The sequence below is a fragment of the Hyalangium versicolor genome (assembly GCF_020103695.1).
Classification (GTDB): domain Bacteria; phylum Myxococcota; class Myxococcia; order Myxococcales; family Myxococcaceae; genus Hyalangium; species Hyalangium versicolor.
In genome coordinates, this window is the sequence record NZ_JAHXBF010000021.1 from 78,591 (window position 1) to 100,408 (window position 21,818).

At 68.4% G+C, this 21,818-nt stretch carries 17 protein-coding genes; 9 read left to right on the plus strand and 8 right to left on the minus strand.

The genetic code is table 11. From position 1 onward, the window contains the following. Positions 1 to 78: 78 nt before the first annotated feature. The gene (locus tag KY501_RS36730) at positions 79 to 1,167 is read left to right on the plus strand and encodes a glucose 1-dehydrogenase (RefSeq protein WP_224368536.1); all 1,089 of its coding nucleotides are present in this window, start codon (positions 79 to 81) and stop codon (positions 1,165 to 1,167) included. A 13-nt stretch (positions 1,168 to 1,180) separates the two neighbouring features. Next, positions 1,181 to 3,106, plus strand: a complete 1,926-nt coding sequence (locus KY501_RS36735) for a glycoside hydrolase family 15 protein (RefSeq protein ID WP_224368537.1) — start codon at positions 1,181 to 1,183, stop codon at positions 3,104 to 3,106. Between the two features lie 15 nt (positions 3,107 to 3,121). Here the strand turns inward: KY501_RS36735 and KY501_RS36740 are convergent, their stop codons facing one another. After that, positions 3,122 to 5,119 (minus strand): ATP-binding protein, encoded by a 1,998-nt coding sequence (locus tag KY501_RS36740; RefSeq protein WP_224368538.1) that lies wholly within the window; start codon positions 5,117 to 5,119, stop codon positions 3,122 to 3,124. A 313-nt stretch (positions 5,120 to 5,432) separates the two neighbouring features. Here KY501_RS36740 and KY501_RS36745 point away from each other — a divergent pair, with 313 nt between their 5' ends. Continuing rightward, on the plus strand, positions 5,433 to 6,590 hold the full coding sequence (locus KY501_RS36745; RefSeq protein WP_224368539.1) for an App1 family protein phosphatidate phosphatase: 1,158 nt from the start codon (positions 5,433 to 5,435) through the stop codon (positions 6,588 to 6,590). Positions 6,591 to 6,619: 29 nt separating this feature from the next. Here the strand turns inward: KY501_RS36745 and KY501_RS36750 are convergent, their stop codons facing one another. After that, complete coding sequence (locus KY501_RS36750; RefSeq protein ID WP_224368540.1) at positions 6,620 to 8,536, minus strand: tryptophan synthase alpha chain; 1,917 nt, start codon at positions 8,534 to 8,536, stop codon at positions 6,620 to 6,622. 183 nt (positions 8,537 to 8,719) lie between these two features. Here KY501_RS36750 and KY501_RS36755 point away from each other — a divergent pair, with 183 nt between their 5' ends. Continuing rightward, positions 8,720 to 10,996: a sensor histidine kinase gene (locus KY501_RS36755; RefSeq protein WP_224368541.1), complete on the plus strand. Its 2,277-nt coding sequence runs from the start codon at positions 8,720 to 8,722 to the stop codon at positions 10,994 to 10,996. A 13-nt stretch (positions 10,997 to 11,009) separates the two neighbouring features. Here the strand turns inward: KY501_RS36755 and KY501_RS36760 are convergent, their stop codons facing one another. After that, positions 11,010 to 11,915, minus strand: a complete 906-nt coding sequence (locus KY501_RS36760) for an MBL fold metallo-hydrolase (RefSeq protein WP_444881615.1) — start codon at positions 11,913 to 11,915, stop codon at positions 11,010 to 11,012. A gap of 141 nt (positions 11,916 to 12,056) precedes the next feature. Further along, complete coding sequence (locus tag KY501_RS36765) at positions 12,057 to 12,572, minus strand: cupin domain-containing protein (protein ID WP_224368543.1); 516 nt, start codon at positions 12,570 to 12,572, stop codon at positions 12,057 to 12,059. Between the two features lie 199 nt (positions 12,573 to 12,771). Between KY501_RS36765 and KY501_RS36770 the strand changes: the two genes are divergently transcribed. After that, the gene (locus KY501_RS36770; protein ID WP_224368544.1) at positions 12,772 to 13,425 is read left to right on the plus strand and encodes a site-2 protease family protein; all 654 of its coding nucleotides are present in this window, start codon (positions 12,772 to 12,774) and stop codon (positions 13,423 to 13,425) included. A gap of 59 nt (positions 13,426 to 13,484) precedes the next feature. On the opposite strand, the gene KY501_RS36775 is transcribed toward KY501_RS36770, so the two are convergent. Together KY501_RS36775 and KY501_RS36780 are read right to left on the minus strand one after the other, a co-directional pair. Next, the gene (locus tag KY501_RS36775) at positions 13,485 to 14,387 is read right to left on the minus strand and encodes a TIGR02266 family protein (protein WP_224368545.1); all 903 of its coding nucleotides are present in this window, start codon (positions 14,385 to 14,387) and stop codon (positions 13,485 to 13,487) included. 139 nt (positions 14,388 to 14,526) lie between these two features. Beyond that, positions 14,527 to 15,879, minus strand: coding sequence for an RtcB family protein (locus KY501_RS36780; protein WP_224368546.1), 1,353 nt, complete (start codon positions 15,877 to 15,879; stop codon positions 14,527 to 14,529). Positions 15,880 to 16,067: 188 nt separating this feature from the next. Between KY501_RS36780 and KY501_RS36785 the strand changes: the two genes are divergently transcribed. The 3 genes from KY501_RS36785 (at position 16,068) to KY501_RS36795 (ending at position 18,370) form a co-directional block, all read left to right on the plus strand. Then, the gene (locus KY501_RS36785; protein WP_224368547.1) at positions 16,068 to 17,339 is read left to right on the plus strand and encodes an AAA family ATPase; all 1,272 of its coding nucleotides are present in this window, start codon (positions 16,068 to 16,070) and stop codon (positions 17,337 to 17,339) included. Then, complete coding sequence (locus KY501_RS36790; protein WP_224368548.1) at positions 17,314 to 17,964, plus strand: retron system putative HNH endonuclease; 651 nt, start codon at positions 17,314 to 17,316, stop codon at positions 17,962 to 17,964. The genes KY501_RS36785 and KY501_RS36790 overlap by 26 nt, the downstream gene beginning before the upstream one ends. A 169-nt stretch (positions 17,965 to 18,133) precedes the next feature. After that, positions 18,134 to 18,370: a hypothetical protein gene (locus KY501_RS36795; protein ID WP_224368549.1), complete on the plus strand. Its 237-nt coding sequence runs from the start codon at positions 18,134 to 18,136 to the stop codon at positions 18,368 to 18,370. 304 nt (positions 18,371 to 18,674) lie between these two features. On the opposite strand, the gene KY501_RS36800 is transcribed toward KY501_RS36795, so the two are convergent. After that, positions 18,675 to 19,556 carry a hypothetical protein gene (locus KY501_RS36800; protein ID WP_224368550.1) on the minus strand — a complete coding sequence of 294 codons (882 nt, stop codon included), beginning with the start codon at positions 19,554 to 19,556 and terminating at the stop codon, positions 18,675 to 18,677. Between the two features lie 367 nt (positions 19,557 to 19,923). Here KY501_RS36800 and KY501_RS36805 point away from each other — a divergent pair, with 367 nt between their 5' ends. Then, complete coding sequence (locus KY501_RS36805; RefSeq protein WP_224368551.1) at positions 19,924 to 20,226, plus strand: pilus assembly protein N-terminal domain-containing protein; 303 nt, start codon at positions 19,924 to 19,926, stop codon at positions 20,224 to 20,226. 39 nt (positions 20,227 to 20,265) lie between these two features. On the opposite strand, the gene KY501_RS36810 is transcribed toward KY501_RS36805, so the two are convergent. Then, on the minus strand, positions 20,266 to 21,804 hold the full coding sequence (locus KY501_RS36810) for an ArnT family glycosyltransferase (RefSeq protein ID WP_224368552.1): 1,539 nt from the start codon (positions 21,802 to 21,804) through the stop codon (positions 20,266 to 20,268). Positions 21,805 to 21,818 lie beyond the last annotated feature (14 nt).

Genomic DNA, 21,818 nt, shown 5'->3' on the forward strand with positions numbered 1-21,818 from the left:
CTCGGGCTCACAGGGCATCTAGGCCAGAGGCCCGTAGCGCCCGGCCGCTCGCGGGGCAGCACCGCACCGGAGGTCCGAATGAAGGCAGTCGCCGTCTTCCCGAAGTCCCGTGAGGTGCGAGTCCTGGAGGATGCCCCCGAGCCCAAGCTGCGCTCGCCCACGCAGGTGCGCGTGCGCACGCTGGAGGTGGGCGTGTGCGGTACGGACAAGGAGATCGTCGACTTCCGCTATGGCACGCCGCCGGAGGGCGAGGACTACCTCATCGTCGGCCACGAGGCGCTGGGCGAGGTGGTGGAGGTGGGTGCGCAGGTGCAGGGGCTGAAGCCGGGAGACCTGGTGGTGCCTCGGGTGCGGCGGCCGTGCCCGCACGAGCGGTGTCCGGCTTGTCGGCATGGCTATCCGGACTTCTGCATCACGGGTGACTACACGGAGCGCGGCATCGTGAAGGCGCACGGTTTCTGCGCGCAGTTCTTCGTGGAGGAGGTGACGTACCTGCACAAGGTTCCCTCCGCGCTGAGGCAGGTGGCGGTGCTCACCGAGCCGCTCACCATCGCGGAGAAGGCGCTGCGCGAGGTGGAGCACCTGAAGGAGCGGCTGCCGTGGGAGCAGAAGCCGGGCAAGGCGGTGGTGCTGGGCTCGGGGCCGGTGGGGTTGCTGGGGGCCATGGTGCTGCTGCGCGCGGGGTATGGCACGACGGTGTACTCGCGCTCGCCCAAGCCCAACCCGAAGGCGGAGGTGGCCGAGGCGCTCGGGGCTCCGTACCTGTCCTCGAAGGAGGTATCGGTGGAAGAGTTGGGCAAGCGCGCGGGCCCGGTGGACGTGGTGTACGAGGCGGCGGGGGCGTCCAAGGCCGCGTTCGATGTGCTGCGGGTGCTGGGCCCCAACGGGATGTTCGTCTTCACCGGAGTACCGGGGCGCAAGGAGCCGCTGGAGCTGGACGGCGCTGCGCTGCTCAAGCAGATGGTGTTGCAGAACCAGGTGGTGCTGGGCACGGTGAACGCGGCGGACATGGACTTCGACGCGGCGCTGGAGGACTTGGAGCGCTTCCGCACGCGCTGGCCGGGCCGGCTGGAGCGCATCATCACCGCGCGCCATTCGCCCGAGGAGTTCCAGCAGGTGGTGTCTGGCAAGCTGGGTGGCATCAAGCACGTCATCACCTTCGGGTGAGGGAGCTCGTATCGTGAGTGGAGGGAACAACGAACCGGGAGACAGCCTCGTCGGGACACCAGCGGGAGGGTCGGGCCAGAGGGATGGCTGGCCCTCGGGAGGCTCGGTCCCCATTGAGGAGCACGGCGTCATCGGGGACTTGCGCACGGTGGCGCTGGTGGGCTCGGACGGGACGATGGACTGGCTGTGCTTCCCGCACTTCGACAGCCCGAGTGTCTTCGCTGCGCTGTTGGATCCCGAGAAGGGAGGACACTTCCGCATCGCTCCCGAGCCGGACGGGGTGGTGCGCAAGCAGTTCTACTGGCCGGACACGAACGTGCTGGTGACGCGCTTCTACACGCCGGACGGCGTGGGCGAGGTGATCGACTTCATGCCCCTGCGCGGCGAGCACGAGCACGGGCACGAGCATGCACGTGAGGTGCTGCGCCGGGTGCGGGTGGTGCGCGGGACGATGGCGTTCCGGATGGAGTGCTTCCCGGCGTTCAACTACGGGCGAGACACTCACACCACGAAGCTGATCCCGGGTGGGGCGAGCTTCCGCTCGGAGCAACTGAGCCTGACGCTGTCCACGAAGGTGAAGCTGGGGGAGGAGGCTCGGGGCGTGAGGGCGCGCTTCGAGCTGAACGAGGGCCAGTCGGCGGTGTTCGCGGTGCGCGAGGGCGCGCCGGAGACGTGCTCGGACACGGTGCACAGCCACGAGTCCTCCGAGGTGCTCTTCCGGGAGACGGTGAACTACTGGCGCCGCTGGCTGTCGAAGTGCACGTACACGGGGCGGTGGCGGGAGATGGTGCAGCGCTCGGCGCTGGCGCTGAAGCTGCTGACCTTCAAGCCCACGGGGGCCATCGTCGCGGCGCCCACGTGCAGCCTGCCCGAGTCCCCCGGAGGCGTGCGCAACTGGGACTACCGCTACGTGTGGCTGCGAGACGCGGCCTTCACCGTGTACGCGTTCCTGCGCATCGGCTTCAAGGAGGAGGCGGGCGCCTTCATGCGGTGGTTGGAGGCGCGCTGCGCGGAGCTGCCGGAGGACGCGCCGCTGTCACTCATGTACTCCATCGACGGCCGCCGCGTGCCGCCCGAGGAGGAGTTGAAGCACCTGAGCGGCTACGGAGGCGCGCAGCCGGTGCGCGTCGGCAACGCGGCGGCGGATCAGCTCCAGCTGGACATCTATGGAGAGCTGATGGACTCGGTGTACCTGTACAACAAGTACGGCGCGCCCATCAGCTACGACTTCTGGAGGCACCTGCGGCGGTTGGTGGACTGGGTGTGCGACCACTGGAAGGAGCGGGACGAGGGCATCTGGGAGGTGCGCGGGGGACGGCGGCACTTCGTGTACTCGAAACTGATGTGCTGGGTGGCGGTGGACCGGGCCATCCGGCTGGCGGACAAGCGCAGCTTCCCGGCGGACCGGGCGCGGTGGTTGGCGGTGCGCGACGCCATCTTCGAGGACATCATGCAGAAGGGCTGGAGCGGGGAGCGCAAGGCGTTCATCCAGGCCTACGGCCACGAGTCGCTGGATGCGGCCAACCTGCTGATGCCGCTGGTCTTCTTCCTCTCACCGGTGGATCCGCGGATGCTGTCCACGCTGGAGGCGATGCGCCAGCCGCCAGGCAAGGGCGGGCTGGTGTCGGACGGGCTGGTGTTCCGCTACGACGCGGACGCGACGCTGGATGGCATCTCCGGGAAGGAGGGGACGTTCAACCTCTGCAGCTTCTGGCTGGTGGAGGCGATGACGCGCGCCAGCGTGGCGGCGCCACGGTACCTGGAGGAGGCGCGGCTCACCTTCGAGCGGATGCTGGGCTACGCCAACCATGTGGGGCTGTACGCGGAGCAGACGGGCATGTCCGGCGAAGCGCTGGGCAACTTCCCACAGGCGCTCACGCACCTGTCGCTGATCAGCGCCGCGTACAACCTGGACCGGACGCTGGGGCGCAGGGAGTGAGCCCCGCGCCCGCCTTCACCGGCCCTGGAGCTGCGCGTTCACCAACTGGCGCAGCGCCTTGGCCTCGAAGGGCTTCTCCACCCGGAGGTTGCCGATCCGGCTCAGGAACTCGCGCGCTCCGGGGGTGAACGCTCCACCGGTGACGAAGATGATGCGCGAGGCCTGCTCGGGGCTGCGGCGGCTCAGCTCGGTGTGGAACTCCATGCCCGTCATCTCTGGCATCATCAAGTCGCACAGGATGACGTCGCAGGTGTGGCCCTGCGCGAGCCACTCGAGCGCCGCCTGGGGACGGGTGAAGACGGTGACGTCGTGCTCCGAGCTCAGCGTGCGCTTCATCGCGTTGAGCACCAACTGCTCGTCGTCCACCGCGAGGACGCGGCCCCGGCGCTTGCCCGTCTCCACCACGCGCGAGCCGCGAGCCGTCTCGCCCTCGGCCACGTGCGGCGCAAGCACCACGCGGAACGTCGTGCCCCGGGCGACCTCGGTGTCGAACTGCAGCTCTCCACCCAGGCTGGTGACGATGCCGTGGCAGATGGACAGCCCCAGCCCCGTGCCCTCGCCCATGGGCTTGGTGGTGAAGAAGGGCTCGAACACGCGCGCGCGGATCTCCTCGGGGATGCCGGCGCCCGTGTCCTGCACCTCGATGACCACGCGGCCCTGCTCGTTCACCCGCGTGCTGACGCGGATCTCGTTCCGGTCCGCGGCGCCCTCGGGGATGGCGTGCGCCGCGTTGATGAGGAGGTTGAGGAACACCTGCCCCAGGCGCGCCTCGTTGGCCCACACCTTGGGCACGGCCTGGTACGCCTTCACCAGGCGGGCCCGGTGGCGAATCTCATTCCACGCCAGCGTCACCGCCGAGTCGATGGCCAGCCGCACATCCACCCGGTCCATGCGCGCGTCGTCCGGGCGTGAGAACGTCTTCAGATCGCGGACGATGAGCCGCACCCGCTCGGCGCCCTCGCGGGCCTCGCGGAGCGCGCGTGGCAGCTCCGTGGCCTCCGGAGACTTGCCCGCCGCCGTGGCCGCTTCGAGCTCCTGGCGCGCGAAGTCCACGTTGGCGATGACATAGGCCAGCGGGTTGTTGATTTCATGGGCCACGCCGGCCGCCAGCGTGCCCACCGAGGCCATGCGGTCGGCCTGGGCCAGCCGCGAGCGCATCTCCTCGCGCTCGCTCATGTCCATTACCGTGCCGAGGATGCGCACCGGCGCCCCGGCGGCGTTGCGGAGGATGGAGCCGCGATCCAGCACGCGCGCGTAGGTGCCGTTGGCGCGGCGCAGGCGGTACTCGTCCGACCAGTGCGACTTGCCCCCGTGGACGGCGAGGCGGAAGCCCTGGGCTACGCGCTCGCCGTCATCCGGGTGCACCAGCGAGTACCACCACGAGGAGTCCTCGCGCACCTCGGGCTGGGGATAGCCGAGCACGTCCTGGACGCGCTCGTTCCAGGTGACGCGGCCGGCCACCAGGTCCCAGTCCCAGACGATGTCATTGGTGGCGTGCTGGATGACGGAGAAGCGCTCGGCGCTGGAGCGCAGCTCCTCGATGAGGCGCGTCTGCTCCAGGTTCATCCGCCGCAATTCGAGCTGGCCCACCACCTGCCGGGCGAGGGCCTCCAGGCCGCGGGCCTGCTGGATGGACAGCTGGCGGGGCACGTGGTCAGCCACGCACACCATGCCGAGCACGATGCCATTGGGGGCCACGAGGGGCGCGCCCGCGTAGAAGCGGATGTAGGGAGCGCGGGTGACGAACGGGTGGCGGGCGAGCGCGTCGTCGAGCAGCGTGTCGGGGACGATGTACAGCTCGGGCCGGTGGATGGCGCGTCCGCAGAAGAAGCCGTCTCGAGGCGACTCCTGGGCGTCCAGACCGGTGCGGGACTTGAACCACACGCGCGTCTCGTCCACGAGGGAGATGAGGGCGATGGGGGTGCCGCACAGCTGCGCTGCCAGTTGGGTGATGTCGTCGAAGGAGGGCTCGGGGGGAGTGTCGAGCACCGCATAGCTGCGCAGTGCTTCCAACCGCTCCTTTTCATTCCAGGCCAGGGTAGGACCTTGTACCTCCGCGCGAGCCGAGGGCGATTCCCGGGGAGGGCTCGTCCAGGGATCCGCGGAGAGAGGGGGGCTGGGGTGCGCGGGGGGGGTCGCGCGTTGCCGGTTCACGGTATCCACAACCGTTCAGTTTATGAAAAACTTGACACTAAAGGAAGCAGTGCTGGACGACTGGGAGTGCGGTTCCCCGGGAAGTGCGGTGGGCTTCTGCCGGTACAAGTGATCCGGAGTGGGAAGGCCTGGACCTGTATAAAGGAGGGCTTCCTGGAGGCCGTGTCCGCCCATGCCCGCGCTGAAGTCTGAGTTCTTCGAGATCGCCGTGAAGGCCGATGCGGCCTGGGACCGGTGGAGCCGCCGGGTGAGGCGGCGGCTGGGAATGGCGCGGCCGATGCGCATCCTGCCGTACCGGGGTTACGGGACGCCGGAGCGGGCGCTGGTGCAGGCGCGGGTGCTGGAGGACATGCAGGTGAAGCCCTCGCACCAGCGGCACACGTTGGTGGGTAGTGCGATTGCCTCGTACAAGCGCTACGCGACGCGGGAGATTCCGGGCGCGAAGGTGGCGGTGCACTGGGGCGACAAGCGGTGGGAGGGCACGACGGACGAGGAGGGCTTCCTGGTGTTGTGGGTGGAGCCTCCGCCGGGGGTGGTGCCGGGGTGGAACATGGTGGAGCTGGAGTTGCTGGAGCCCGAGCCCGAGGGGGTGGCCATCGTCTCGGCGCCGGTGCTGCTGGCGGGTCCGGGCGTGGAGCTGGGGGTCATCAGCGACATTGACGACACGGTGATCGCCACGGGGGTGACGAACCCGCTGAAGCGGGCGTGGGCGCTGTTCCTGACGGAGCACCGCACGCGGCTGCCGTTCGAGGGCGTGGATGCGTTCTACGCGGCGCTGAGGGATGGGCGGAGCGGGCAGGCGGACAATCCGATCTTCTACGTCTCGAGCAGCCCGTGGAACCTGTACGAGCACCTGGACGAGTTCCTGGCGCTACACCGGATTCCGGCGGGGCCATTGCTGCTGAGGGACTGGGGGCTGTCGCGGCAGGGGTTCGCGCCGGGGGGTGGGCACAGCCACAAGCTGGAGAAGATCCGCGGAGTGCTGGAGACGTTCGAGCACCTGCCGTTCATCCTGATTGGGGACAGTGGGCAGGAGGACGCGGAGCACTACCGGACGATCGTCCGCGAGTACCCGGGGCGGATCCAGTGTGTGTACATCCGCAACGTGGCTTCACGGGCGCGGCGGGCGGAGGAGCTGGTGCGCATCGCGGCGGACGTGCGAGCCGCGGGCAGTGAGCTGGTAGCGGTGGACGACACGGTGACGGCGGCCCGGCATGCGGCGGCACAGGGGTGGTTGCGCTGGGAGGAGGTGCCGCGGGTGGAGGAGCACAAGCGGGAGGACGCCGAAGCTCGCACGGTGCTGGATTCGCTGGGACGCGACGGCGGGTGAGAGTGCCGTGATTCCAGGAGCGCTGTCGCTCAGCGGCAGTCGGAGTCCTGTTGATCCGCCCGGCCATCCGCGTCGTTGTCCGCTCCATCCTGGCAGCGGCCTGACTCATTCGGGACGTATTCGTTGATGTGGAGCGTGTAGCGGATGGGGTCCTCCGAGTCGTCGTTGGACATGCCGTCCACCACCACCAGCACCGACTGTCCCTGCGAGAGCGTCAGCTTCACCGCGGCCTGCCGGTCCCCCGCCTCGCCCACCGCGCAGGCCAGCTCCGTCCCGCGGCACCCCGTGAGGACATAGAGCGCGTTGCCCCAGCCGCTCCCCGCCGTGTCGAAGACGAACGTGCCGCTCTTTGGCGCCGTCCACAGGTGCGCGCGGTCCTGCTGCAGCTGCATGCCACACGTGCCCTGGAAGCCATCTCCCGTGTCCACCGTCTCTCCGAAGACGGTGACGGGCAACGCGCTGCCCAGATCCTGGTTCCCGCATCCGCTCCCGCCACAGCCGGGCTCGGCCTGGCAATCCGGATCCGCGCAGTCCACCCAGCGATCCCCGTCATTGTCTCGCCCGTCGAAGCACGCACCGGCCTCGCTCTCGCGCTTCTCGTCGATGTGCAGCTCGAAGTAGCCCGCGCCGAAGTCGCCCTCGCTCGTCGAGTCCACCACCACCAGCACCGTCTGCCCCGCCAGCAGCGAGACCGTGACCCGTGCTCCGCCTCCGTAGCTGATTCCCTCGGAGGCGCATGCCAGCTCCTCTCCGCCACACCCGCCGCGCCGCACCGCCACCAGCGAGCGCAGGGCCGAGCGGGCCGTGTCGAAGGTGAACGTGCCGCTCTTTGGCGCCGTCCACAGGAAGCCCCGGTCCGGCGCGGTGTCTCCGCCACACGAGGCCTGGTGATCATTGTTGGCGAACGCGGTGGTGCCCTTCACCGTCACCGGCAGCTCGCTGCCCAGATGTTGATCCACACACACGGGCTGGGCCGTGTAGCAGACACCGGACACGCCGCTGGCGCCGCACGTCTCCGGAGCTGTGCAGGAGCCACACTCCATCGTGCCCCCGCATCCGTCCGAGACGGCGCCGCAGTTCTTCCCCAGCAGTCCGCAACTGTAGGGGCGGCATGTGCGCGCGCCGCAGACGTTCGCGGTGCCACCGCCGCCGCAGGACTCTCCCTGCGGACACCCGCCGCACTGGAGCGTGCCGCCGCATCCATCCGAAATGATGCCGCAGTTCTTCCCCAGCGAAGCACACGTGCCCGGCGTGCACGCGAGCCCTCCACAGACATTGGGAACCGCGCCTCCACCGCAAGACTGTCCCTCCGGACAGTCCCCGCATTCGAGCGTGCCGCCACACCCATCCGAGACGATGCCGCAGTTCTTCCCCAGCGAGGCACACGTGGCCGGCTGGCAGAACGCCGTTCCGCAGATGTTGGGAGCTCCGCCTCCTCCGCAGGACTCACCCTGGGGACAGGCGCCACACTCCAGCGTTCCGCCGCACCCGTCCTGCACGGTGCCGCAGTTCTTCCCGAGCGCCGCACAGGTGGTGGGCGTGCACACGGGTTGTCCGCACACGTTGTGGATGCCTCCGCCGCCGCAAGTCTCCGGGGCCGTGCAGGAGCCGCACTGGAGCATGCCGTCGCATCCGTCCGAGACCGCGCCACAGTTCTTCCCCAGCGAGGCACAGGTGCCGGGCTGGCACACGGGCACCGCGCAGACGTTGGGCGTGCCTCCACCTCCGCACGTCTCGCCCTCGGGGCAGTCGCCGCAATGCAGCGTGCCTCCGCAGCCGTCGATGGCGACGCCGCAGTTCATCTCCTGCGACGCGCACGTCATCGGCTGACACCAGGAGCGGAGCCCTCCCAGGATTTCCTCACCGGAAGTGAAGGTGGTGTTGCAGGAGGCCAGCCACAGGCCCACGACACACAGTCCCCAGCCGAGTGCTGCCCCTCGCCGCATGCGCCCGTCACCTTCCCCGGGGGTAAGCTGGGATTGTCCTCGGGCGCGGGGAAGGGCCTCTGGGTTCACAGGGACTGGTTTCGAACACCCTGCCGCCCTTGCGCTCAGCTTCTGTCATCTGCCGTGTGGTCGCACCTTGAGCCGAGGCCCCCTTGCCCTGGGCGGAAGGGCCGAGGGGGGAGGATGGGGCGTTCGTGGACCTTCGCACGCCGCGTCGGGGCGGGACTGGTGGCCTCCTGGGCAGTGGCCATCGCCATCCTCGTCACCTCGCTGCTCGCCGTGCGGTCGGTGCACCTGGGCAATGAGAAAGACCACCGGGAGCTGGCGGTGGAGTTGATCGAGGTGGACAGGCTGCGCAGGGCCTTCATCGACAAGGTGGCCAGTGAGCGGGGTTATGCCCTCTCGCGCGAGCCGTTGTTCGAGGAACAGATGGAGGCGGACCGTGAGCGCTTCCTGGCCACCGCCGAGCGGCTGCGCCTGAGGGTGACGAGCGCGGGTGGGGAGCTGCTGGTGGAACGGCTCCTGCTGGCCGAGCGTGAGCACGAGGAGACCGTGCGGCGGTTGCTGTGGGCTCCGCAGCGCTCCCCCAACCGTCAGGCGGTGGACGCACAGCTGCGCGCCCAGGCGGGGCATGCGCAAGAGGAGGTGGACGGGGCGATCGATGAGCTGGCCGCCTTCAGCGACGAGCGCCTGATGCGCACCATTCAGGAAGAGGTGCTCGAGGATCGGCAGGCGCTGTTCCTCATCTTCATCACGTCCGTGCTGGGGCTGCTGGGGATGATGAGCCTGGCGTGGGTGCTCGTGCGCAAGCTTCGCCCGCTGCAACGCAAGGCGAAGGACGTCGAGCAGCGCTTCCAACTGTTGGTGGAGGGGGTGCAGGACTACGCGGTGTATCTCCTGGATGCGCAGGGGCGGGTGGTGAGTTGGAACCCGGGAGCCGAGCGCATCAAGGGCTGGAAGGCGGAGGAGGTGGTGGGGCGTCCCCAATCCATTTTCTACACAGCGGAGGCCGTGGCGGAGGGAGAGCCTCAGCGGGAGCTGGCACGCGCCGAGCGGAACGGGAGGCTGCGCACCGAGGGCCTGCGGGTGCGCAAGGACGGCACCCGCTTCTGGGCCGAGGCCATCTACACGGCGCTGCGAGACGAGAACGGGCGGCTCAAGGGCTTCGCGAAGGTGATGAGGGACGTCACCGAGCGCCGGCGTGCCGAGCGGACCCAGCGGCTGTTCGCGGAGGCGGGCCGCATCTTCAACCTGTTGCTGGAGCCGGAGCTGACGGTGTCGGAGCTGGCGCGGCTGATGGTGCCCGAGGTGGCGGACGGCTGTGTCCTCTTCATGAGGGCCTCGGGGGAGCGGCTGCTGCCGCAGGCGGTGACACACGCCTCGGGGGAGAAGGAGCGGCTGATGTGGGAGCTGATCCAGCGCTACACCCCGGCGCTGGATGGGCCTACGGGTGTCGCGCGGGTGGTGCGCACGGGGCACTCGGAGCGGGTCGAGCAGGTGACGGACGAGGTGTTGGAGCTCATGGCTCGGGATGAGGAGCACCTGCGGCTGCTGCGGCGCATGGAGCTGACGTCGACGCTGGTGGTGCCGCTGTGCGTGAGGGGGCAGACGTCCGGGGCGCTGATGTTGCTGTGCAGCCAGCGGGAGCGGCCCTTCACGATGACGGATCAGATCTTCATGGAGGAGTTGGCGGGGCGGGCGGCGCTGGCGCTGGACAACGCGAGGCTCTTCCAGGAGGCGCAGCGGGCGCTGGAGCTGATCGGCGTGGCCTCGCATGACCTGGCCAACCCGCTCAACGCGCTGCAGTTGTTGCTGAGCCGGCTGCGGCGGATGGAGCCGAAGGAAGAGCCTCAGCGGCTGAGGGAAGGCCTGGGAGCGGCGTTGCGGCATGCGCAGCGGCTGGGGCAGTTGCTGCACAACCTGTTGGATCTGTCGCGGCTGTCATCGGGGCAGCTGGCATTGGAGATATCGCGGGTGGACCTGACGGAGGTGGTGCGCGAGGTGGTGGATCGCCATGGCGAGCAGGCGGCCGAGGCGGGGTGTTCCATCTCCTTCGAGGCGGAGCCGCACATCGAAGGGGTGTGGGATCGGCTCCGGTTGGAGCGGGTGGTGACGAACCTGCTGTCGAACGCGTTGAAGTTCGGGCGAGGCAAGCCTGTGGAGGTGAGCCTGGCGCAGAAGGACGGCAGGGCGCGGCTGACGGTGAGGGACTACGGGGTGGGCATCCCGCAGGAGGCGCAGCGGCGCATCTTCGAGCGCTTCGAGCGGGCGCAGTCCGCGGGCAGGCATGCGGGGTTCGGGTTGGGGCTCTACATCGTCCGGCAATTGGTGGAGGCGCACGGGGGGACCATTGGGGTGGAGAGCATCCCGGATCAGGGAGCGACCTTCACAGTGGACCTGCCCCAGGTGCCGCCGACGGGCATCGAGGCCGAGCCAAGGTCGACCTCGGTACCCCACTGAGCGGGACGGAGGCTCAGATGCGCAGCGTGGACTCGGGCTGCACGATGGGCATCATCCGCAGCGCCGAGTCGGCGGGCACCTTCTCCTGCTCCTCCATCTGCTCGAACTCCATGGCGTCATGGGCGCAGAAGATCGTCACCTCGGAACGGTGACGCATCGCCAGCCCGCGCAGCCGCTCCTGGTTGTAGTGCCTCAGGCGCGCGTCCTTCTGCATCAGCGTCTGGTAGAAGCGCAGGCCCGGCGGGCAGCGCCGCCGCGCTGGATCCATCTCCCCATGGTGGAAGTACGCATCGCCCGCGTGCAGCAGCCAGCGCCCGCCTACGTTGAGCGCGATGCCCGCGTGCCCCAGCGTGTGGCCCAGCAGCGGCACGAACAGCAACTCCGGCGGCAACCCTGACAGCTCGCGCACGCACTCGAAGCCGTACCAGCGCTCGCCCCCCTTGGGCGTGGGGTACGTCACCCAGTTCGTCTGATGCATCCACTGCTGAGGCCGGAACCGCCGCCGATCCAGCGCCGTCGTCTGCGCCACCGCCGCCTGGTACTCCGCGTCCAGCAGGTGCACCCTCGCTCCCGGGAAGTCATCCAGCCCACCCGCATGGTCGAAGTCCAGGTGCGTCAGCAGGATGTCCGTCACGTCCGAGGCCTTGAAGCCCAGCCGCTCGATCTGCCGGATGGCCGTCATCCCCTCGTGGAGCCGCGGCCGGCACAGCGCGTTCAGGAATAGCGGGCTCAGCCGGGGCCGCGGATCCCTCACGTCGTTCAACCCGAAGCCCGTGTCCACGAGCACCAGGCTGCGGTCCGTCTCCACCAGCAGGCAGTGGCACACCAGCGCCGCGGGCCCGGACACCCCCTTCCTTCCGTCCATCAGCCGCCGGCCGGGAGGGCACATCGTCGTGCAGTTGAGGTGATGGATGCGCAGCGGCATGGTGGGGCTCCTGGGCTCGGGGCCTGGATGGCCCGGTCCGGAGCAAAGGTGTGCCGCCGTCCCGCTGAGAGGAATCCAACGCCCCCGGCGAAGGCAACCGCCCGAGGCCTGGCCGCCCGGGAGGCGAGGGGGGAGCTAGAGCCGCTCCGGGCTCTCGACCGTCCGCTCGTTTCGCAGGTTGCCGGTGTTCAGCGTGGAGGCGGGCTCGAACATGAGCATGTGGACCTCCTCCTCCGCCACGGGCCGGTGCTCCACGCCTCGGGGGACGATGAAGAACTCTCCGGGGTCCAGCACCACCGTCCGGTCCCGCATCTCCAGGCGCAGCCGGCCCTTCACCACCAGGAAGAGCTCGTCCTCGTTGTCGTGCTGGTGCCAGTCGAACGCGCCCAGCACCTTGGCCAGCTTCACCTGCTGCCCGTTCAGCTCGCCGACCACCTTGGGCTGCCAGTGCTCGGAGAACCGCGAGAACTTCTCCTCCAGGTTGACCTTCTCCACCGCGGCCTCCGGGGTCGACGTCGAGCCTGAGGCCTCTCTAGCCGGTGTCTCGGGCGGGGTCGAGCGGCGCGAGTCCCACCGCGGGCGCCAGCCATGGCGGCCTCGTGCCGCCGCGCCGACTCCGTGGGTGGGCGGTGCTTCGATATCGCTCCTCATGACTGGCCCCCCTCGATGGGGCGCTGGGCCCCGTCTGGCGAAGATGCTGCTGGCAACCTAAGCACCCCCGGGCAGGCAGCCAGCCGCTTGTGTTCGCTGGTGAGCGGAGCCGTGCCCAGCAATGCCTCCGGAGGTTCTCCGTACCCCTCCTCACGGATGACTGGCGCTGACCCAGGCCTCCGCTCTAAAGAAGAGGCCCATGGACCCCCAAATCATCATGGATCGGGTGATGCTGCTCATCCCGCTCGTCCTGTCCCTGACAGTGCACGAGTTCGCCCACGCCTGGAGCGCGTGGAAACTGGGGGACGACACCGCGGCCCTCCAGGGGCGATTGACGCTCAACCCGGTGGCGCACATCGACCCGATCGGCACGTTGCTGCTGCCGCTGTTGGGCATCCCCTTCGGCTGGGCCAAGCCGGTGCCCGTCAATCCGGCGCGCTTCCGGCGAGGCGTGAACATGACGACGGGGATGATGCTCACCGCCGTGGCCGGCCCGCTGTCCAATCTGCTGCTGGCCATCGCCAGTGCCGTGTTCTACGGGCTCACCCTGCGCTTCGCACCTGGCACGATAGATGCCAATCCGGGCCTGCACCGCTTCGTGGTGATCGCCGTGGCGATGAACGTGGCCCTGGCCATCTTCAACATGCTGCCCGTGCCGCCGCTCGATGGCAGCCGGGTGGTGGAGGGCGTGCTGCCCTACCGGCTGCGCGGCCTGTGGGATCGCGTGGTGCAGTTCAGCCCGTTCCTGCTCATCGGCCTCGTGTTCTTCGGGCGGGGGATCATCTCGGGGCCCATCGGCTACGTGCAGGGCTGGCTGTACGAGCTCATGTTCACCCTCGGCGTGGCGGGCTGACGCCGAACGCCGAGCAGTTGGCTCGAACCGCGCCCGGAGGGGACCTCTGGAGAGGCTGCTCAGTCCGGGTAGAAGAGCGGCTCGCGCTTGCGCACGAAGTCGTTGATGAGCGAGGCCAGCTCAGGCTGCAGGTCTTGGAACTGGACCCCCACGCCTGGCATCAGGTCCGGCGTGTGAGAGTTCGGCTCGCGCAGCCAGCGCACCACCCCATGGGTCTTCAGCGGCCGGCCGCCGGGCAGCACGAGGTCCAGGTCCACCTGGGTGCCTCGCGGCACCGTCTCCACCGTGGCGATGAAGACGCCGCCCGAGCTGACGTCCGTGGAGAAGCCCGTGAAGAAGTTCGAGTCGCTGCCCAGGTGGATGTTTGTCTGCAGGCGGACCCGCGCGTGCTCGCGCTTCGGCACGCTCCGAACGGTGGAGGCGGCAGCGGCAGCGGCGGTCGCGGCACCCGGGGAGAACTGGGGCCTGGACCCGGTGCGAGCCTTCTGGGCCTCGCGGGCGCGGGCGGCCTCCTGCTCGCGGCGAGCCCGAGCGGCGGCCTCGGCGAGTTCCTTGAGCCGTGCCTCGGCCTCGGCCAGCTCCTTCGTCAGCGCGGTGGTCTGCTGCTGGAAGGCGTGCAGGGCGATCGTCATCTCCTGCGTGGCCTGGCGGCGGGCCTCCAGAGCCTTCTCGCGGGCGGAGAGCGCCTTCTCGCGGGCTGCCTCCACGGCCAGCTCGGGGATGGCGGCGGCCTGGAGCCTCGCGCCGATCTCCGGGAGCGAAATGTCCTCGGAGTGCTCGGACTGGGCCCGGCCCAGCTCGGTGCGGACCTGGGTCAGCCGAGAAGCGAGGGACTGGGCCTCCTGGGTAGCGCGGGAGACCTGATCCGCGAGCCGGGACTCCTGGGAGCCCAGCTCGGACTCTTCGCGAGCCAGCTCGGACTCGCGGGCATTGGGACGTTGGGTGTGGGACGGCGGGCTCATCTCGGCGGGCTCCGGAGGGAGTCCACTCTAGCGCCCCTGCGTCCCGCCCACGAGCCCCCTGAAGTCCCACCCGGGGTGAATCCGGTAGGCAGGCAGGCAAGCACCCTCTAGAGAGGAGGGTGCCAGGGGCGGCCCGGCCTCAGTCCGCGCCCTTGATGCAGGCCACCGGCTTGAGGCGGCGTTCCACCTTGGCCAGCCCCGCCATCTCCACCGTGTCCAGCACGTCGTCGAGGTTCTTGTAGCAGGGCCCCGACTCGTCCAGCGGCGTCTGGCGGGTATTGAGGAGAATGCCAGCCTGGGCCATGCGCTTGTCCGTCTCCTCCTGCTGGAGCACGCGCCGGGCCTCGCCGCGAGACAGCCGCCGGCCCGAGCCGTGGTTCACCGAGTAGATGGACTTGGCGGCACCCTCCTCGGCGAAAAGGATGGCGCTGCCCGTCTCCATGGAGCCGGGGATGAGGATGGGGTGGCCGGTGTGCTCCCACGCCGTCTTCTTCAGGGCGGGGTGGCCCTTGGGGAAGGCGCGGGTGGCGCCCTTGCGGGCCACGAACTTACCGGCCTCCTTCTGGATGAGGTTGTGGGAGATCTCGTAATAGATGTCCGCGGTGCCGCCGAACACCTCTTCGAGCGCGGCGCACACGGCCTCGCCGATGATGAGCCGATTGGCCACCGCGAAGTTGGCCGCCATGTTGTGGAGGTTCCAGTACTCGCGGCCGAGCTTGGACTCGGCATCCAGCCAGACGAAGTCCTCGCTGCGGCTCTTGAGGCCCAGGGCGTGCGCGCCCTCGACGAAGAAGTGCTTGGCGATGTTCCACCCGAAGCCGCGGCTGCCGGTGTGCAGCATCACCCACACGCGGCCGTCCTGATCCACCTGCATCTCGGTGAAGTGGTTGCCGCCGCCGAGGCTGCCGAGCTGGTCCCGCTTGTCGTGGGCCTTCTCGGGGATGTCCACCCGGTCATCCTCGACGGGGATGAAGTCGCGCTCGGTGGTGGAGGCGTTGCGGCCGAGGGCCTTGGCGCCGTGGCGGACGACTTCGGCGAAGGTGCTGGGGGAGACGCGGCGCTGCTTCTGCACCCGGCTGGCGCCGACGCCCACGGCGATGCGCTGGGTGACTTCGTCGATCCACCGCCGGCGCTTCTCCTTGTCGGCCACGTCCTCGGCGGTGAGGGTCGTCTTGAGCTGCACCATGCCGCAGCCGATGTCGTAGCCGGCGGCGGTGGGGAGGAGGATGCCGTCGGTTTCCACCACGGTGCCGATGGGCACGCCGTAGCCCACGTGACAGTCCGGAGTGACGGCGACGCGGGTGACGCCGGGGAAGGAGGCGGCGTTGACGACTTGATCGAAGACAGCCTCCTCCAGGCCGGGGGTTTCGGCGCCGTCGCCGTAGAGGAGCTTGTCCGAGAGGAACAGGTCGGCATGGACCCGCATCGTCTTGGTCTTCGGCAGCACGTAGTGGCCTTCCGAGACCTTCTCCAACCTTTGAATCCAACCCATGGTGCAGCCCTCCCGGGGTCATTCAACACGCGGCAGCGACGGTACCCTCCGGAGGAGGCTGACTCGCAGGCGTGATAACCCAGGATACGCTGTGAGGTAGGCGGGCCAGGGGGCAAGCGGTTTCGTGCCGAGCGGGCGCTTCTGGCGTAAGGAACGTTGTGGGCCATGGGCCACGAAGGAGCAGGGGAATGCGCGTCGAGCGACTGGAGCTGACCAACTTCCGGGGCATCCGCCACCTCGAGCTGGAGTTCCCCACGCAGACCACGGTCCTGGTGGGCATCAATGGCGTGGGCAAGTCGGCCATCCTCGACGCATTGGCGGTATTGCTCCAAGTGCTCTCCACCGAGCTGGTTCGTTCTCCAGGCCCCTTCCTCATGACCACTGGCGGGTTGGGGCCGTCCGCCGATCATGACATTCGAGTGGGAGCAGACTCCTTGACGCTCTCCATCCAGGCTTCGGAGGGGGGCGACAAGTTCTCATGGAGGAGGACAACGTCGGGTCGGCGTTGGGAATTCGACTGGGAACATTCCGACCTTGAAGCCCTGGTCGGGCATCTGAGGAAGAAGCAACTCTTCCCCTTGGTGGTGCAGTACGCGACGAGCCGGGGTCAGTGGTCGGAGACCTCGCATCTGGACAATTCGAGAGTCAGCGAGCCAGCCGACGCCTTCCGTGATGCCTATCCCGCGGGAAGGAAGACCTTCGACGCGTTCTACGCGTGGTTTCGAGAGCGCGAAGACATCGAAAACGAAGAGCGCGCAAAGGACAATCGTGCGTTCCTGGATCCACAGCTCGAAGCCGTTCGTACCGCTGTAGCCGCCCTGCTTCAGGGCTTCTCTCATCTTCGGATTGAGCGGAAGCGGAAGCGCATGACGGTGCAAAAGAATGAGGAGATCCTCGATGTCACTCAGCTTTCCTCCGGAGAAAAGGCCCTCCTGACGCTGGTGAGTGATCTCGCGAGGCGGCTCTCCATCCTGAACCCAATAGCAGCGGATCCGCGACTGAGTGAGGGTGTTGTGCTCATCGACGAGGTGGACCTGCACCTCCATCCACGCTGGCAGCGGATGCTCCTTCCCGCCCTGGAGCGGACGTTCCCCCACTGCCAGTTCATCGTCACCACGCACTCGCCGCAGGTCATCAGCGAAGTGAAGCCGGAGTGCATCTATCTGCTGGAGCGCAAGGACGGTGAGACCGTCGCACGGCGCCCAGAGTCCTCTTTCGGTCTCGATAGCAACCGGATCCTCGAGGACCTGATGGGCGTGGACGAGCGGCCCCGGCGCATCAAGGAGCAACTGATCCAGTTCTTCCGCTTGATCGACGATGGCAAGCTCGACGAGGCCAAGGCGCTTCGACGCCAACTGGAGGAGGAGATTGGCTCCGACGAGCCGAGCTTCGCAAAGGGAGATGTCCTGATCCGACGCAAGGAGATGCTGACCGGTGCGCCCCATCGTCCGCAGCGCTGAACCCGCTGCCTTCACCGCCTGGAAGGCGCTGGCCTCGCCAGACTGGCAGCCGAGTTGGGACAATTTCCAGAAGCCCGAGAAGCCCGAGGTCCTCACGGCACTGCTGAGGGATCAGGGTTTCGTCTGCTCCTACTGCGAGCAGCGGGTGGACATGCGTGGCTCTCATATCGAGCATCTGGAATCACGCCATGCCGCTCCGCATCGGGCCTTGGAGTTCTCCAACCTCCTGGCCTCCTGTCAGGGCGAACTCCCCAGGGAGCCCGCGCACTGTGGTCACCTGAAGGGCCACGAGCCTCTCGGTGTTCACCCTCTGCTACCCGAGTGTCGGGAGTACTTCATCTTCGACAGCGCGGGAGGAATCCGATCGAGTCCTGATCCCGCCAGGGCTGCCAGTGCTCAGCATGCCATCGCAACGCTGGGCTTGGGGATCCCGAAGCTCATGGCGATGAGACGTGCGGCCATTGAAGGGGCGATGGCTCTCTTGCAGGAAGGCGCCAGCGACGAGGAGATCCGCCGGTTCATCGCCGTCATCGATGATCGAGATGCGGCGGGGCAGCACACCCCTTTTGCGAGCGCCATCGTGCAGTTCCTCACTGCCTATCTCGTGCCTGCGCCAGCCTCGTGAGCCACCGGACATCACTTCCCTCGTAGCCGCCTTGTCCTCGAGGGAGGGACAGGTTGCCTTGCGAGCGATGTTTCGGTCCCGCACATCTGGATCCGCTGGGTAGGACCGAGGGCTTGCCGCAGTTGCGCGGCGTCCCCATTCATCTCGCATAGCAACAGGGGGTAGGGCGATGGTGACTCTGGGTGGTCTGATTCTGTCTGTGGCGTTGCATGCGGCTCCTCCGGTCCAGCTCTCGGGCCAGTCCTTCAACCCGTCGGTGTGCGCGAAGAAGCGGGTGGATGCCTGCGGCTGCCACCACGTGTACGGCATCCGGCACTGCCACCCCAACCGCAAGAGCGACCACTGCGAAGCGCCCGTGAACGCGACGGCTCCCGAGAAGAAGGAGAACGAGCCCGTCTCCATGTAGTCACCGCAGTGCCGGTTCTCCCGCGCTGGCTGGCAGCCTTCCTCACGAGGGAGGGCTGAGCCGCCGCCGCATCGAGTGGACCTCCTGTTTTTCGAAGTGAATCCCGGTCGTAGCCAGAGCGAGCAGGCTGAGCCGCAGCCTTGCTCCCCGGTTCCTGGGTGAGCATTCGAGCAAGCGTCCAGCCAGCAAGCTCTCACTGGGACGGGTGCGCCTTGCCCCTGCCTGGCAATGCCAAGATGGCGGTGAGCTTCGGCTCAGGAGCGGTTCCCCGCTCCGCCGGTTCACCTGGACGCCGCGAAGCGCGTCAGTGCACCGCGCTGGAGGCCGTGTCGGCCGCGGACTCCACGCTGATGTCGACCGTGAAGTCACGCACCATGGGTGGAAGCTGATCCAGGTTCTCCACCACATGCATCTCGAGCGGCGCTTGTGAGCGGATGACGGCCCAGCTGTCGTTGGGCGAGCTGCGGAACGCGAGGGTCGTCGCAGACAAGCGGCGGATCTCCAGGCGCGGAGCAGCGTCCTTCGAGGGCTCTGGAGCCGCAGTTGCCGAAGCAGGTGCGGCCACAGGAGGCACTACCGGCCGGGTCACCTGAACCTGCGGTCCCGCTGCCGCCGGGCGTTGTGCCGCGCCCGAGGCCGCGGAGGGAACTCGTGGGGCAGGCAAGATCACGGGAGGAGTGAGCGGCGGCACCGAAGGCGCGGAGGGCAATGCCCGGTGGATCTTTGGCAGCGCGGTCTGCCGCAGCAGCTCCTCGGGGCGCGAGGCCCTCAGCGGGCGCGCCGCTGGAGCAGGCGGAGGAAGGGTATCCCAGCCAGGCTCCAGGGGCGGCAGCAGTGGCAGCGCCTCCGGCGAAGGGGGAGAGAAGGTCTCCTGGGCATGCGGATCCAGGCGAGCGATCTCCGCCTGAAGGATCGGATCCCTCGGATCCAGCTCGAGCGCGACCTTCAGCGCCCCGCGCGCGCGAGACTCACAGCCCAGCTCCAGCAGCAACTGCGCCGCGGCCCGGTACGAGGCGATGGCCTGCAGCCGATCTCCCGCGCGCCGACACGCCTCGGCGTGCCGCACGTGCATGTTCGGATCCCTCGGCGCCAGACGGAGGACCTGCTGATACGTCTGCGCACACTGAGCAAACTTGCCTCGCACGAACTGCTGGTGCGCCGCCTCTTTCAGCTCCCTCAGCCCCATGACGCCCTTCCCCCGCGCTCCTCCGTGGATGCGCGCCTCGACACTGGAAGCATTCGATGTGCCGAGAACGCAGCCGATCACGAAGGGTTGAATGGTGGGCGGAGCGGGCCTCAACCGAGGCTGCGGGTGTCTACCAGCGATCGGCTTGAGGCCTCCGCCACATGTGGGCCTCTGCGGGTGATCCTCGGAGAAGCTGCGCTTCACCCTGTAGAAGCGTCCGATCGGGAGCTGTAACAAGGAAAGGGCCGCGGAGGCCGGATTCGGATGGGCCAGGAGCGGGGTGGTGCGGTGCGTCGTGGGATTCCTCTGCGCCCGCGTGCAATGTCTCCGACTCCCAGTGTCATCTGGGCGAAAGGGAGGAAGAGCCATGAGGCGCTTCGTTCGCAGCATCCTGGTGGCCGTGTCGCTGTTCTCCGTTCCCGTGTTCGCCGAGGCGGACCCTCAGCCCGCCCCCAAGGCCGCGCCGGAGACCCTTACCGTGCGCGCGGGGAGCTCGAAGACCCTCGAGCTTGTCGGCCTGACGCGCCTGGCGCTGGGGAATCCCGACGTCGCCGACGCCTCGGTCGTGGGTGGCGGAGACGTTCGCATCGACGGCCTGAAGGCTGGAGAGACGACGCTCCTCGTGTGGACCGCGAGCGGGCGCAAGGAGTACCGCATCGTCGTCAAGTGATGCCGATCGAGGCCCCGCGGGACACGGCGGACCGGTCGCTCACTGGTAGTGCTTCTCGTTCGGCCAGAGGCGGGCCACGGGCTGCTTGAGGCCTCGGCAGAGGTAGAGCGGCAGCTGGTCCTCGTACGGCATGACGTAGGGGTTGGGCGGGAGACGCGCGGCCAACTCCACCTGTGAGCACTCCTCGGCATGGTCCTCGGCGTCTCCGCCCAGGATGAGGACCACCGTGGGCTCGATGTCTCCGGGGCCCCACAGGAAGTAGTTGTTGTGCCCGGAACGAGCGGGGGGCAGTCCGTACGCGCGGCCGAGCCAGTCGATGGCGCCCGCCTGGCCGTAGTTCTGCGCGAAGATCATCGTCCGCGCCTGTTCTTCGGGAGACAGCCGCCGGTAGACCTCCGCCACCGCCGAGACGAGCTCCCGCCAGCCGTGCTGATCCGCATAGTGCTGGGGCAGAGCGCCCATGCGATGGCGCTCGGTGCGTGGGGGATCGAGGCCGAGTGCGCGCTGGTAGGAGATGAACTGCTCCTCCGAGAGCACCGGCAGGGACAAGGGCGCGAGCACCAGTCCGCCCGCCGCAACCACTATGAGGACCACGGCCCTCGGGAGCATCCGGCGCACGGCTGTCTCGACGAACCCCGCGCCAGCGGCGAACAGCATGGGGTAGGCGGGGGCCATGTAATAGGCCTTGGCCTTCAGGGCGATGTAGAGCCCGAGCAGTAGCAGGAAGCCGAACGCCAGCGCACGGTAGGGGCGCGCCGAACGAGCGAAGAGCAGGAAGCCCAGCCCGGAGAGCCACAGCGGAGCGAAGAGCGGATGGAGGAGGAGCAGCTGCCCGGAGAAGAACTCGCCGAGGGCGAACGGTGCGTTCTTGTACAGCTGCCCATTGCGGAGCAGCTCGAACATGGGCCAGCCGTGGCCAAGCTGCCAAAGGAAGTGAGGCAGCACGAGCGCGACAGCGAGCACTCCGCCAAGCACGAGCCATCGGCTGCGCATGAGCCGTCGCTGAGGCGTGAGCAGGAGCCCCAGGGCCAGACAGAGGGAGAAGAAGCCCATGGAGTGCTTGTTGAGCACGCCGATACCGACGAGCGCTCCCACGCCGAGCCACAGTTTCCGCTCTTCAGTGCGAATCATCTCGACGAGGAGCGCCGCGCAGCCCATCCAGAAGAGGGGCTCGAAGGCATTCATCGTGAGCATGTGTCCGAAGGCAAGGAAGATGGGAGCCAGCGCCGTGGCCACGCCCGCGAGTGCGACGGCATAGGAACCTCCGCCCAGCCGACGTGCAAGCCACCCGGTGAGCGCCACGAGCCCTCCCGCGGCGAGCGCGGGCAGCACGCGCAGGCCCACGAGGGATTCACTGAAGACAGAGGTGGTGAGCCGGGCCAGCACGGCGATGAGCGGCGGCTGGTCCACGTAGCCCCATGCGAGGTGCTGGCCGCAGGCGATGAAGTAAAGCTCGTCGCGGAAGTAGCCATAGCGCCCGGCGAAGAGCAGGTGGAGGACGGTGGTGCCCACGGCGAGCACGGGCAGCACCCAGGCCGCACTCTGGGACGGTGGCGGAGACGGAGTTTCAGAGGGCATGGGTGGCACCGTGA